The organism is Neptuniibacter sp. SY11_33, from assembly GCF_047778025.1.
Taxonomy (GTDB): domain Bacteria; phylum Pseudomonadota; class Gammaproteobacteria; order Pseudomonadales; family Balneatricaceae; genus Neptuniibacter.
In genome coordinates this window covers 2,942,899-2,956,005 of record NZ_CP180543.1, presented here as the reverse complement: position 1 = coordinate 2,956,005, position 13,107 = coordinate 2,942,899, and the positions used below count along the sequence as shown (strand labels likewise).

Here is a 13,107-nt window from a genome sequence, read left to right as displayed (position 1 = left end):
GCTGAATCATGGCTAAAGGCGCACGCGAAAAGATCAAGCTAGTTTCTTCTGCTGGTACAGGTCACTTCTACACTACTGATAAGAACAAGCGTAACACTCCTGAAAAGATGGTGTTCAAAAAGTACGATCCAGTAGTTCGTAAGCACGTTGAATACAAAGAATCTAAGATCAAATAAGATCTTATTTTCTATTAAAAAACCCAGCTTAGGCTGGGTTTTTTATTGTCTGCGGTTTAGCAACCGCAGATTAATCTGCGGCCGCTTTTGGGTGATTAATTAACTGTAAACTCTCTTCTGCGAAACCGAAGCCTGCTTCTGTATAGAAGTTAAATACAGTATCTATACCGCCATCTACCAGTTGCTTGTGTTCATCTGGGAAACGAGCAATCGCAGCTATTTCTCCAGAATAGTTTGCACTATGTAGCTGTTCAGCGATGTTCAGGCTGTCTTCAATTGATGGTAGTGCCAATAAGACCAACTTGATGTTTTTGACATCCATGTTGCACCAAAGGTCTGCATCCTCACCATCACCATAGAAGACGTGAAGCCCTTTTTCTTGGAATTTTTGGATTCGGCTTCGATCAGCATCCATCCCCCAGACTTTGTCCCCAACAATGCTGTGTAGGGCATTGAAAGCGCCTTTGCCGACACGGCCTAGGCCAATCACCAATATTTCAGAGTCTTTCGGTTGAACAAAGATATCGCTTGGAAGTGGTGAGTCTGATTCGTAACTTTTAATCTGCTCTTTATGACGTAAATAGAAAGAGTGGGCAGAGCGATAAACTACACTGGTTAGGATGAATGACAGAGAAACAGCAAGGGCAAGAATGACTAGCCATTCCTTACTTAGCCAACCGCTATCTACACAAAGGTAAGCGACGATAAGTCCGAACTCACTAAAGTTACTCAATGCTAAGGCACATAGATAAGAGGTACGGCCTCGTAGGTTCAAGCGGGTGAAAATTCCAAAGAACATGATGTATTTCAATGGAATTAGAACCGCGAGGATGGCAGCCATGCCTATCATTGACCAGTCAGGTAAAGCGGTGAACCCTATAGATAGGAAGAAGCCAATCAGGAATAGGTCTTTAAAACTTAAGAGGGACTTGGTTAATTCGCTTGCTTTAGGGTGGGTACTCAGCAACATGCCGAAGACAAGCGCTCCTAAATCACCTTTTACGCCTACTAGGCTAAAGAGCTCATAGCCGCCTAGCGCTAGGAAAAAACCTGCTAAAGGCAGTAGCTCACCGTGACCTGCTCGCATCAACATATGATTTAGTAGAGGGCGAATAAAGACTAAACCGAACAGGCCGAGGGCCCATATCGATGGGATTTTCCCTGTTGCCGCTACTAGGAAAAGAACGGCAACAATATCTTGCATGACCAAGACGCCAATGGCGAGCTGACCATGTCGGGTTTTCATTTCGCCGCTTTCTTCTAAAAGCTTAACAATACATACGGTACTGCTGAAACTAAGGGCGAAGGCGATCAATGCCGCAGATTGAAGGTCGAGATCTGAAAAGTATGGAACTGAGAGCAGAGCGAGTAGTAAAAAGCCGGAGCCTCCTAACAGTGTCCAGAGGGTCATATGGGATAGTGTGCTGGCCCAGACTTCTGTTTTCAGGAGGTCTTTTACATTTAATTTTAGACCGATGGTGAAGAGCATCAGTGTAATACCTAAATCAGCTAAGGTATCTAAGCTTTCGACAGGTTCAACACCAATAAAATGCAGGAAGAAACCTGCAAATAGGTACCCTATAAGAGGGGGCATCTCAATCAATCGCAGTGTGTAACCGCAGACGAATGCAAATAAGATCCAGATAAAATCCATTGAGTACAAATCACCTTACTAAATTAGACCTAGAATGTAGCATAGCTTGACTAACGTCGGCATTGAGATAAGCCCTTAATTCATTGATTTTATGTTAGTCTAAGCTTTCAATGTTGAATTGCAGTTGAAATTCATGCCTGAGTTGCCAGAAGTAGAAACGACCTGTCGAGGTATTAGCCCTCATATTAATCAGCAAAAAGTAACCCGCCTGCTGGTTCGAAATCCTAATCTTCGTTGGCCAGTTCCTGATTTTTTAGCGGACGAGATAGAAGGGCAGATGATTGAGTCTGTTGGTCGCCGCGGAAAATATATTCTTCTCAAAATATCTACCGGTGAAGTGATGGTGCATCTGGGGATGTCAGGCAGTTTAAGAATTGTTGAGCAAGATGAGCCCGTACTTAAACATGATCATGTAGATTTCTGTTTTGGGAATGGTAAAGTTTTGAGGCTGACGGATCCGCGTCGCTTTGGCTCGGTATTATGGCAGCCGCTTAATGAGCACCATGAACTGCTATATAAGTTAGGCCCAGAACCTCTTAGTGAACAATTTGATGCTAAGCACCTGCATGCAAGCTGCTCTGGACGTAAAGCAGCTATCAAACAAGTGGTTATGGATAGTAAAGTTGTGGTTGGGGTTGGGAATATCTATGCAACCGAAGCGCTCTTTCTATCAGGTATAGATCCGAGGCGAGCAGCCGGTAATATTTCTTATGAACGCTTAGCGTGTTTAGTTGAAAATATTAAAAAAGTGTTAGCCGCCGCGATTGAACAAGGCGGTACAACGCTGAAAGATTTTGTGGGTGGTGATGGTAAACCGGGCTACTTTAAACAAAAGCTCAATGTTTATGGGCGAAAAGGGGAGCCTTGTGTACAGTGTATGGCTCCATTAACAGAAGTACGCTTGGGGCAGCGCTCCACAGTGTTTTGTAAACACTGCCAGCGATAAGTTGAGTTGATTATGAGTGTTCAAATCAGGCCACCTATTTTGTCCCAAGAAGGTTGTAGCTTACGTGTTGATCTGCGTGACAAGCTAAATTTAGAGCAGTTTTTAAAACACCGTACAGCTTTTTGTGTCGGTGAAAGTGCTGTTCATTGTGAGTTATATGAATACGCGCCTGATGCACCAACAATTATCTTTTTGCCGGGAATCGGTACTTACTGTGAACTCTATGCCGAACTGTTGTGTAAGCTATCCCAGCAAGGGTTTAATGTTATTGGTGTTGATCCTCTTGGGCATGGTTATTCAGGCGGATCTCGAGGTCATTACACTGTAGATGAGATGTGTAATGCTGTATCGGACGTTTTAGATGTACTACAGCAGCGTTTTAAGGGTCCATTTGGTGTTTATGGATATTCAATAGGTGCTTTGCTTGCTGTTGCAGCAGCTGAAAAGGATGAACGCCTATCTACAGTCCTTTGCGGTACGTTGTTGGTGCCTGATTTAGCCCCTGATTTAACCTATAGAATGGGCTGGAACTGGACATGGGCATCTTCATTAATGCTGCCAGGATATAAAGTTCCACTAAAATCGTTCGTTGATTTTGAGCAGTTGTTAAAGGGGCACCCTGCAGGTGCCGCAATTAATAATGATCCATTAATTGTTTTTGATTACCCTCTTAAAACTTTATCTAGTCTGTTTAATCATCGTTGTAATATCGTAAATAGGGTACATCGTTTCTCTGCTGCTATTTTGCATGGAGATAAAGATGAGGTATTACCCGTTAGTTATTCTCAGCGAGTGATGAATTATTGTGAGCAGCCCATGGAGTTGCTGGTTATGAAGCGTCAAGGTCATATGGTGCCTTTACTGCAGCCTGACTTAGTTGTGACCATGGCCGCGCAATGGTTTGAACAAGAATTTTCTAAAGAGATGGCTGCTGCTGTTTTGTAATTGAACTGTCAAAAAGTATTCATTGAGCTGTCACCTAGTACTTCCATCATCTACAAGCATGATGAAAGTATTGGGAGATACTGACAATGAGTGCTATTCGGTTAGTAACAGCGTTTGATTTGCTCACCTTTAATTGGTGTTTGGGCCTTCCTAAAGCGGCTCAAATTGCTTCAGTAAGTCGGCAAGTTTCTCGATTAGGTGATGGTGTTTTATACCTATTCATTGGTTTTGCTCTTGCTCTTTTTGAGCAGCAGTTCGGGCTTTTGTTTCTGCTGGTGGGTTTATTTGCTTATGCTATAGAACTGCCACTCTACCTTATTCTTAAAAATACTATAAAGCGTGATCGGCCTTGTGATTCGTTGCCATTTGAAGCTTATATAGTCCCGTCTGATAAATTTAGCTTTCCATCTGGTCACTCTGCGGCAGCGTTTGTATTTGCTACTCTGGTCGCACACTTTTATCCTGAATTTTCGGTTGTATCATATGTTTTAGCTGTCGCTATAGGTATGTCTCGGGTTCTTCTTGGTGTGCACTATCCAACCGATATTCTAGCGGGAGCTGTGCTGGGTTTAAGCTGTGCAGCTACTGCGATTACGCTCATTCCTTTCTTATCTGTGCTGGTCTGAACTGATGCGTATTCTTTATGGTGTGCAAGCTACAGGGAATGGTCATATCACTCGAGCAAGGGTGATGGCTCCAGCATTAGAGAAAGAAGGTGTAGAGGTTGATTATCTGTTTAGTGGCCGAGAACCTGAGAAGCTTTTCAATATGGAGCCCTTTGGTGAATACCAATGCCGAAGGGGGTTAACGTTTTATATGCAGGGAAGTAAGGTTGATCATTGGAAAACATTTACGAAAAATAATGCTTTTCAATTATTGAAAGATATTAAGTCACTTGACCTTGCAGGGTATGACCTTGTGGTGACTGATTTCGAACCGGTAACTGCGTGGGCGGCGAAGTTAAAAGGCCTCAAGAGTGTTGGTATTGCTCATCAATATGCTTTTTTGCATGATTTACCTGATAGAAAATCAGGGCCTTTACTCAAGACTCAAGTAAAATCATTTGCGCCGGCTGACATTCCTATTGGGTTGCATTGGGATCGTTTCGATCAAGGTATCTGCCCACCATTAATTCAAAAACCTTTGTTTAGCCCAAGCCTTACCGAGAATAAAGTAGTGGTCTACCTGCCTCATGATGACCTTGAGGTCATGGTGCCGATATTTAAACAATGCAATCAGGCTCACTTCTTTATCTATTCTTCAGTTGATCAGCCATTGGATCAAGGAAACTGCCATATCAGGCCTTTTTCGCGAATGGGTTTCCAGCAAGACCTATCTGATTGTGAAGGGGTGATTTGTAACTCTGGTTTTGGCTTGTTAAGTGAAGCTTTGCAGTATGGAAAAAAGATAATGACCTTGCCGCAAAAAGGTCAGGCTGAGCAAGAATCTAATGCTGAGGTATTAGAGATTCTTGATTTGGGTAGAGTTGTGTCTGTTTTAGACTGTCAAAAGATAGGTGCTTGGCTTGAATCGTCACAGCCAGAAGCGTTCTTTATTCCTGATGTTGCGACCCCGTTAGCTAAATGGATTAAAGCGGGTTGTAATGAATCTATTGAGAGCCTTATTGAAGAGACGTGGTTGGCGCAGACTGATTACGTAACGGCATAGGGTTTTTAGAGCATAGAGCGGGAAAAATGTCGGGAAAAGTAAGGGGCTGCCTCTTCCGTGAAGCAACCCCCTTGCTGGCTTCCTTAATCCTTGCGGTCTTTGTCCTAGGGCATCAATGCCATCCATTCCGCTTATCGAGGCCATCCTTTGTATTCGTTCCATGAACAGGAGATCCACATTTCTAATTATGCCTTCTGCCACTGGAAAGGAAATAAGAAAAATTCTTAATTTCATTTGTCAGATCTAACTCGGGCAATATGCCCGCAGGAATGATCAATATATAAACAAAAAGGGCGCCTCATCCATGAGGCGCCCTTTTCTTTGGCTCCATAATCCTTGCGGTCTTTGTCCTAGGGCATCATGCCATCCTTTCCGCTTATCGAGGCCGTCCTTTATATTCAGTCCGTGAACAGGAGATCCATGAAGCTAATTATGGCTGGATATACGTAAAAAAAAATAAGAATTATTCTTAATTTCTGCGATCCCGAATATTTAGGGAATAGTTCCCGAGTGTGGGAAGAGTAAGGGGGCAAAGTGTTTATAAACAAAAAGGGCGCCTCATCCATTGAGGCGCCCTTTTCTTTGGCTTCCATAATCCTTGCGGTCTTTGTCCTAGGGCATCAATGCCATCCATTCCGCTAATCGAGGCCTTCCTTGTATTCTTTCCGTGAACAGGAGATCCATGTCATCAAGTATGGCTGGAAATAAGGGAAAAGAAATAAGAAAAATTCTTAATTTTAAGAATGTTGTATTTGACGGGGAAAATGCTTGCTTTGTGTAGAGTAGATACGAAAAGGGCGCCTCTTCCACTGAGGCGCCCTTTTCTATGGCTTCCATAATCCTTGCGGTCTTTGTCCTAGGGCTTCATGCCATCCGTTCCGCTTATCGAGGCCTTCCTTGTATTCTTTCCATGAACAGGAGATCCATGTCACTCATTATGGACGTATATACGGTAAAAAAAATAAGAAAAATTCCTAATTTTTCTTAATTGATGATTTTTTTCTCTGATTTTTGTTTAGATGAAGGAGTTTCAGGTGCTTTTCTGGACAGAATACAGGTGAATCTTTAAACTTGGATTTTGTCTTGGTCGGGGTGCCCTGTGGGGCTGAGAGTAAACCCGTTGAACCTGATCCGGTTTGTTCCGGCGTAGGAAATCGAGATCTCATTTCTATGGATTTATGTAATTTAAATTTGGCTCATTTAGCTTCTGTTGTAAGGGGCTATGATGGCTAATATCTCTTCCACTATCCCTAATGTGCTTACCATTGCTGGGTCTGATTCCGGTGGTGGTGCAGGTATTCAGGCAGATTTAAAAACGTTCTCAGCTATAGGGGCTTACGGCACATCTGCTATTACCGTTTTAACTGCACAAAATACTCAGTCAGTTAAAAGTATTTATCCTGTTTCGGCTGAATTTTTATTACAGCAGTTAGATGCGGTATTTGATGATATTGAAATCAATGCGGTCAAGACAGGTATGTTGGGTAATCCTTATATGGTTTTGACTGTTGCTTCGTTCTTGAAAAGTAAAAATGTTCCGCTGGTGATTGATCCTGTGATGGTATCGACTAGTGGGAGTAAACTTCTGAGCGATGATGGCATTGATAGCTTAGTAAAAGATTTGATTCCACTAGCGGACATTATCACTCCTAATCTCCCCGAAGCTGCTGCAATGCTAGGGCAAACCGAACCTAAAGATCGCGCGGATATGGCTGATATGGCTGCTGAATTGTTGGAATTAGGCGCTAAGCAGGTGTTGTTGAAAGGCGGTCATTTGCAGGGTGAAGAGTGTCCGGACATTTACTATGATGGGCAGGAATTCATCGAGTTCCTTAGTCCAAGGATAAATACGAACAACACCCATGGTACAGGGTGCACATTGGCAGCGGCTATTACCGCTTACCTAGCTAAAGGGGAGTCGCCTGCAACGGCGGTTAAATTGGCTAAAGACTATATTACATCTGCTTTGCGAGGGGCGGACAAACTGAACGTGGGTGCAGGTCATGGCCCAGTTAATCATTTTCATGCGTATTGGTCGTAGTTGTATCGACGCTGATGAAAGCAATATAAGAACAGGTTGAACGATGGTAGATAATAATTCAGAGCAAAATCAGGCATTGAGCCAGACGGCTAAGGTGGATACAGATTCTGTACAGCCGTTTCCAAAATCACGCAAAGTCTATGTTGAAGGTTCTAGACCTGATATTCGTGTTCCAATGCGCGAAATTAGCTTAGATGACACGCCAACAGGCTTCGGTGGTGAAAAGAATGATCCGCTTTATGTTTACGACACATCTGGTCCATACACTGATCCAGAAGTATCTATCGATGTACGTAAAGGTTTACAGCCTGTTCGTGAGGCTTGGATTCTAGAGCGTGAAGATACTGAGCAGTTGGACAAACTGACTTCTGAATATGGTCGTGTTCGTGAAGCTGACCTGCGTTTGGATGAGTTACGTTTTGAACTAACGCGTAAGCCGCGCCGCGCTCAAGCGGGTAAAAATGTGACGCAACTGCATTATGCTCGTAAAGGCATTATTACCCCTGAAATGGAATACATTGCTATTCGTGAAAACATGAAGTTAGCGAAAGCAAAAGCGGAAGGTAATGTGGTAGCGGAACAGCACCCTGGTTTTAATTTTGGTGCCAACCTTCCAGAAGAGATTACGCCTGAATTTGTACGTCAAGAAGTAGCTGAAGGCCGTGCGATTATTCCTGCCAATATTAACCACCCAGAAGTTGAACCGATGATTATCGGTCGTAACTTCTTGGTTAAAATCAACGGTAACATTGGTAACTCTGCTGTAACTTCTTCTATTGAAGAAGAGGTAGAGAAAATGACCTGGGGCACACGCTGGGGTGCAGATACCATCATGGATCTGTCCACAGGTAAGAATATTCATGAAACACGTGAGTGGATCATGCGTAATTCGCCAGTCCCAATTGGTACGGTACCAATCTATCAGGCGCTTGAAAAAGTTAATGGCGTAGCTGAAGACCTAAATTGGGAAGTTTTTAAAGATACGCTTATTGAACAAGCAGAGCAGGGTGTGGATTACTTCACGATCCATGCGGGTGTACTACTACGTTATGTACCTATGACTGCTAAGCGTATGACTGGTATCGTATCTCGCGGCGGCTCTATTATGGCGAAGTGGTGCTTGGCGCATCACGAAGAAAACTTCCTGTACACGCACTTCCGTGAGATCTGTGAAATCTGTCAGGCGTACGATGTGTCCTTCTCTTTGGGGGATGGTCTGCGTCCAGGTTCGGTTTATGATGCTAACGATGAAGCGCAGTTTGCCGAGCTAGAAACCCTAGGTGAGCTTACTAAGGTTGCATGGGAGTACGATGTTCAGGTAATGATCGAAGGCCCAGGTCACGTACCTATGCATATGATCAAAGAGAACATGGATAAGCAGTTGAAAGAGTGTCACGAAGCGCCTTTCTACACGCTGGGTCCATTGACGACTGATATAGCACCTGGTTACGACCACATCACATCGGGTATTGGTGCTGCGATGATCGGTTGGTACGGCTGTGCCATGCTATGTTATGTGACGCCTAAAGAGCATCTGGGTCTACCAAACAAGGCTGATGTAAAAGAAGGTATCATCACATATAAGATTGCTGCTCATGCTGCCGATTTGGCGAAAGGCCATCCAGGCGCTCAGATTCGTGATAATGCGATGTCTAAAGCTCGCTTCGAATTCCGTTGGGAAGACCAGTTCAATATTGGCTTGGATCCAGATACAGCACGGGCTTACCACGATGAAACCCTGCCAAAAGAATCAGCGAAAGTAGCGCATTTCTGCTCTATGTGTGGACCGAAATTCTGCTCTATGAAAATCTCGCAAGAGGTTCGTGAGTTGGATGATGAGGAAGTAGCAGCAATTAATGCGAAAGCTGATCAAGGGATGCAGGAAAAATCAGCTGAGTTTAAAGAAACGGGTGCAGAGATCTATCATAAGGTCTAGTCGCTGAGTTTGTAAAAAAGCCGCTCGCGCGGCTTTTTTCGTATCTAGAGGAATCACTGATGAGTGATGAACTACTTAAATATCTGCTGGTGGGATTATTAGTACTGTTTGCTTTTATTCCTGTCACCTTAAATGCGATTCGCCGCTCCCGCGAAAACCCACCGCCCATGGCTGCTAATGATCGTAAACTGTATCGATTATGGCGTTCTGATCCAGAAGCTTATCAGCGACAATATGGTAAGTTAGACGAAGAGTATGCAAAGGCGCAGGAAGAGAAAAAAACTAAAAAATAAGATTGATGCCCAATCCCATCGAATTAGGTTTTACGCACGTTTGTAACGCCTAATTTGACCTATATCGGATGGCCTAAAATTTTGATGCTGATTTCCTTGATGTATATCAATAATTGCAGGCCGTTCTCCCTAATTATCCTATAGCGTATACGTTTTCTAGTGGTTAGCATTTATCCCGTTTACCATTAATAATGTGATTTCGCTCTATGTTTAATCGTTTTGCGCATTTTGGGGTAAAGAATTCAAACTGTCTGGTCGGTTCTTTTGACTGATGAATGACGGTATTTTTATTCCACTGATCAATAACGTTGCTCTGTTGCTAGCGATGGGTGCGTTGTATGACATTTTTTCTTTTGAACACAAACGGTTATCTGTTCTTAAGAAAGTTATTAGTGGAATTCTAATAGGTGTAATCGGGATCGCGATCATGTCGATGCCGCTATCCATTGTTAGTGGTGTGTTGATTGATGCGCGCTCCATTCTCCTCTCTGTCACCGGCTTGTTTTTTGGCTTTGTCCCCACAGTTATTGCTGTAGTGATTACCGTTACTTTTCGATTGTTCGAAGGTGGTCAAGGCATCTTTGCTGGATTTCTCATTATTGTCAGTTCTTCAGGCCTAGGATTGTTGTGCCACTATTGGCGGGTGAACCTGAATGAGAGTAGAGCGGTTGCTTGGTGGCAGTTGTATTTGTTGGGCGTCGTTGTCCACATCATGATGTTGTTTTCACTGTTGGTGCTTCCGTTTTCGACGGTGGATCTGTTACTGAGTGAGTTAGCTTTACCGATTATGCTGATGTTCCCTATAGTGACTGTATTACTCGGGATTTTATTAACGCATCAAATAGAACGTCGTAAAGCTGAGTTAGCGCTAAAACAGAGTGAATATGAAAGTGATCTTTCCAGACAAAAATTAGAAGCTATTTTTGCGGCGATTCCCGATCTGTTATTTGAAATGGATAGTCAGGGGCGCTACTACGCTTGCCATAGTGCAAAGAAAGATGAGCTGATCGTGCCCGAATCTGAATTGATCGGAAAAACGGTATTTGATGTGATGCCTTTTGAAGCGGCAAACACCGTGGTGAAGGCGTTGAGTGTTGCGGAAAAACAAGGACTATCCCGAGGTTATCAAATACGTTTACCTTTAGCGCAAGGAGAGCGTGAATTTGAATTGTCTGTCTCACTAAAAGAGGGGAGTGATCATGTTCTTCCTCACTTTATTGTTCTTTCTCGAGATGTAACTGAACGTAAACATGCAGAAAAAGAGCTGCATATAGCGGCCACGGCTTTTGATTCCCAAGAAGGGATGTTAATTACCGATTCGAATCACGCTATTTTGCGAGTGAATAGTGCATTCACGAGAGTGACGGGGTACGAACCTGATGAAGTGATCGGTAAGAATCCTGCAATTCTACAATCAGGTCAGCATGGTAAGTCGTTCTATAAAGAGATGATGGCACGCCTACAGGATGAGAAATATTGGCAAGGTGAAGTTTGGAATAAGCGTAAGTCTGGTGAAATTTATCCACAGTACCTGACGATTACCGCGGTTCAAGGTGATGGTGGTGAGATTACTAACTATGTGGGTGCCTTTACTGACATTACTCAACGCAAAAAGGACGAGGCAAATATCCACAAGCTTGCTTTTTATGATGTCCTTACTGGCTTACCTAATCGCCGTTCACTACAAGAGCGTTTAAGTTGTGCGATTCAATCTTGTCATTTAACAGGGCAGTTTGGAGCCGTTTTATTTATTGATCTGGATAACTTTAAAAACCTGAATGACACTCAAGGTCATGATCAAGGGGATCTTTTATTGGTTGAGGTTGCACATAGGCTGAATGCCTGTGTTCGTAATGCCGATATGGTAGCTCGTTTAGGCGGTGATGAGTTTATTATCGTATTGGAAAACTTGGGCGTAGAAGAAAGTGTCGCTTTAACTCAAGTTAGTGAGATTGTGGAAAAGTTGATTTTAGCGGTGCAACAACAAGTCTCTCTAGATGGTATTCAATATCACACTGCTTGCAGTGTCGGCATAACTCTGTTTGATAGCGACGATGTGGTAGACAGTGTGATGAAGCGTTCTGATATGGCGATGTATCAGGCGAAAGAATCAGGTAAAAATACCTATAGATTTTATGATCCGGAAGCTGAAAAAACGCTCTGTAGTATGGCCGCGCTGGAGTCGGATCTACGTAAAGCTTTATCTGAACAGCAGTTAGAGCTGCATTATCAGGCACAGTACCAAAAAGATGAATTGGTTGGCGCTGAAGCATTGGTGCGTTGGTACCACCCAGAACGTGGTTTAGTTTCACCTGTGGAATTTATTCCTCTTGCAGAAGATACAGGCTTAATTGTGCCTATTGGGGATTGGATTCTATCCCAAGCCTGTCAGCAATTGAAAAAGTGGCAAACCGATCCAAATCTACCGACGTTAAGCCTTGCTGTAAATGTCAGTGCGCGTCAGTTTATGCAGGAACACTTTGTTGCTGAAGTTGCTGATTGTATCCACCGCTATGATATTCAACCTGATCTTCTGAAGTTGGAGTTAACCGAGAGCCTTGTTTTGCAAGATATCGAAGATACGGTTGATAAGATGCATCAACTGCGTAAGTTGGGTATTCGTTTCTCTTTAGATGACTTTGGTACAGGGTATTCTTCACTGCTGCATTTGAAACGCTTGCCGTTAGATCAAATTAAAATTGATCGTTCTTTTATTCGTGATGTGATTGAAGACAAAGATGATGCGGAGATTGTCCAAGCAATTATCGCAATGGGGCATAATCTTGGATTAAATGTTATAGCGGAAGGTGTGGAAACTGAGGCGCAGTGTATGTTCCTAGCAGAACACAACTGTACGGATTACCAAGGTTACTTTTTTGGTAAACCGTTGCCTGTGGGTGAATTTGAAACTGCCAGCGCTGAAAAACGTTTAGCGTGCTAAACCTGTAATGAGGTTTAGTATGTGTTCATCTGCTGATCCCAAAAGCGTTCTAATTGTCGGAGGTTTGATCTTAACGTCGACATGTCGCTTTCTTCCATTAAGCGCTCTGCACTGATCTCTTCTAATTGTTGGTCAAACAACTCTGCAATCAGGTTGTGGATAGCTAAGCCTTTTTGGCTGAGTTTTATACGGACTGAGCGGAGGTCGTGCTCTGAGCGTTCTTGGTTGATATAACCGTTGCCGACCATTTTCTTCAAGTTATATGAAACATTAGAGCCTAGGTAATAGCCTCGCGTTCTTAACTCGCTGGCTGTCATTTCTCGATCAGCAATGTTGTGCAGTAGGAGAGCTTGAACGCTATTGATATCGGTATAGCCTAACGCTTCAAGACGAAATTTAAGAATATCAAGTATTCTGCGGTGTAACCGTTCGATCAATCTCAAGCAATCTAGGAAATCCGTTTTATTGTTTGAACTTAGCTCTGATTGTTGTGAACTCATTGAATTG

The 13,107-nt window shown here is 43.2% G+C and carries 11 protein-coding genes and 1 riboswitch; of the genes, 9 read left to right on the top strand and 2 right to left on the bottom strand.

Annotated features, from left to right (window positions below; translation table 11 throughout):
- Positions 1-8: 8 nt before the first annotated feature.
- Positions 9-176, top strand: a complete 168-nt coding sequence (rpmG, locus tag ACMXYV_RS13940; RefSeq protein ID WP_007023004.1) for a 50S ribosomal protein L33 — start codon at positions 9-11, stop codon at positions 174-176.
- A gap of 70 nt (positions 177-246) precedes the next feature.
- On the opposite strand, the gene ACMXYV_RS13935 is transcribed toward rpmG, so the two are convergent.
- Complete coding sequence (locus ACMXYV_RS13935; RefSeq protein WP_415889067.1) at positions 247-1,830, bottom strand: cation:proton antiporter; 1,584 nt, start codon at positions 1,828-1,830, stop codon at positions 247-249.
- 133 nt (positions 1,831-1,963) lie between these two features.
- Between ACMXYV_RS13935 and mutM the strand changes: the two genes are divergently transcribed.
- The 8 genes from mutM (at position 1,964) to ACMXYV_RS13895 (ending at position 12,600) form a co-directional block, all read left to right on the top strand.
- Positions 1,964-2,776: a bifunctional DNA-formamidopyrimidine glycosylase/DNA-(apurinic or apyrimidinic site) lyase gene (mutM, locus tag ACMXYV_RS13930; RefSeq protein WP_415889066.1), complete on the top strand. Its 813-nt coding sequence runs from the start codon at positions 1,964-1,966 to the stop codon at positions 2,774-2,776.
- 12 nt (positions 2,777-2,788) lie between these two features.
- Positions 2,789-3,721: an alpha/beta hydrolase gene (locus ACMXYV_RS13925; RefSeq protein ID WP_415889065.1), complete on the top strand. Its 933-nt coding sequence runs from the start codon at positions 2,789-2,791 to the stop codon at positions 3,719-3,721.
- A gap of 86 nt (positions 3,722-3,807) precedes the next feature.
- Entirely contained in the window at positions 3,808-4,347 is a 540-nt protein-coding gene (locus ACMXYV_RS13920; protein ID WP_415889064.1) for a phosphatase PAP2 family protein, read from the top strand.
- On the top strand, positions 4,298-5,389 hold the full coding sequence (locus tag ACMXYV_RS13915; RefSeq protein WP_415889063.1) for an MJ1255/VC2487 family glycosyltransferase: 1,092 nt from the start codon (positions 4,298-4,300) through the stop codon (positions 5,387-5,389). Before ACMXYV_RS13920 ends, ACMXYV_RS13915 begins: the two co-directional genes overlap by 50 nt.
- A gap of 1,078 nt (positions 5,390-6,467) precedes the next feature.
- A riboswitch (TPP riboswitch) is annotated at positions 6,468-6,559 on the top strand.
- A gap of 55 nt (positions 6,560-6,614) precedes the next feature.
- The gene (gene thiD, locus ACMXYV_RS13910) at positions 6,615-7,430 is read left to right on the top strand and encodes a bifunctional hydroxymethylpyrimidine kinase/phosphomethylpyrimidine kinase (RefSeq protein ID WP_415889062.1); all 816 of its coding nucleotides are present in this window, start codon (positions 6,615-6,617) and stop codon (positions 7,428-7,430) included.
- 43 nt (positions 7,431-7,473) lie between these two features.
- A complete protein-coding gene (gene thiC / locus ACMXYV_RS13905; protein WP_415889061.1) occupies positions 7,474-9,366 on the top strand; it encodes a phosphomethylpyrimidine synthase ThiC in 1,893 nt (630 codons plus the stop codon).
- A gap of 59 nt (positions 9,367-9,425) precedes the next feature.
- Positions 9,426-9,659, top strand: a complete 234-nt coding sequence (locus ACMXYV_RS13900) for a hypothetical protein (RefSeq protein WP_415889060.1) — start codon at positions 9,426-9,428, stop codon at positions 9,657-9,659.
- Between the two features lie 271 nt (positions 9,660-9,930).
- Positions 9,931-12,600: an EAL domain-containing protein gene (locus ACMXYV_RS13895; RefSeq protein ID WP_415889059.1), complete on the top strand. Its 2,670-nt coding sequence runs from the start codon at positions 9,931-9,933 to the stop codon at positions 12,598-12,600.
- Positions 12,601-12,614: 14 nt separating this feature from the next.
- On the opposite strand, the gene ACMXYV_RS13890 is transcribed toward ACMXYV_RS13895, so the two are convergent.
- A complete protein-coding gene (locus tag ACMXYV_RS13890) occupies positions 12,615-13,100 on the bottom strand; it encodes a MarR family winged helix-turn-helix transcriptional regulator (protein WP_415889058.1) in 486 nt (161 codons plus the stop codon).
- Between the last annotated feature and the right edge of the window lie 7 nt (positions 13,101-13,107).

Coding starts and splice junctions, on each gene's coding strand:
- ACMXYV_RS13920 (WP_415889064.1), top strand. CDS start 3,808: ATGAGTGCTATTCGGTTAGTAACAGCGTTTGATTTGCTCACCTTTAAT.
- ACMXYV_RS13895 (WP_415889059.1), top strand. CDS start 9,931: ATGAATGACGGTATTTTTATTCCACTGATCAATAACGTTGCTCTGTTG.
- ACMXYV_RS13935 (WP_415889067.1), bottom strand. CDS start 1,830: ATGGATTTTATCTGGATCTTATTTGCATTCGTCTGCGGTTACACACTG.
- ACMXYV_RS13900 (WP_415889060.1), top strand. CDS start 9,426: ATGAGTGATGAACTACTTAAATATCTGCTGGTGGGATTATTAGTACTG.
- mutM (WP_415889066.1), top strand. CDS start 1,964: ATGCCTGAGTTGCCAGAAGTAGAAACGACCTGTCGAGGTATTAGCCCT.
- thiC (WP_415889061.1), top strand. CDS start 7,474: ATGGTAGATAATAATTCAGAGCAAAATCAGGCATTGAGCCAGACGGCT.
- ACMXYV_RS13890 (WP_415889058.1), bottom strand. CDS start 13,100: ATGAGTTCACAACAATCAGAGCTAAGTTCAAACAATAAAACGGATTTC.
- ACMXYV_RS13925 (WP_415889065.1), top strand. CDS start 2,789: ATGAGTGTTCAAATCAGGCCACCTATTTTGTCCCAAGAAGGTTGTAGC.
- rpmG (WP_007023004.1), top strand. CDS start 9: ATGGCTAAAGGCGCACGCGAAAAGATCAAGCTAGTTTCTTCTGCTGGT.
- thiD (WP_415889062.1), top strand. CDS start 6,615: ATGGCTAATATCTCTTCCACTATCCCTAATGTGCTTACCATTGCTGGG.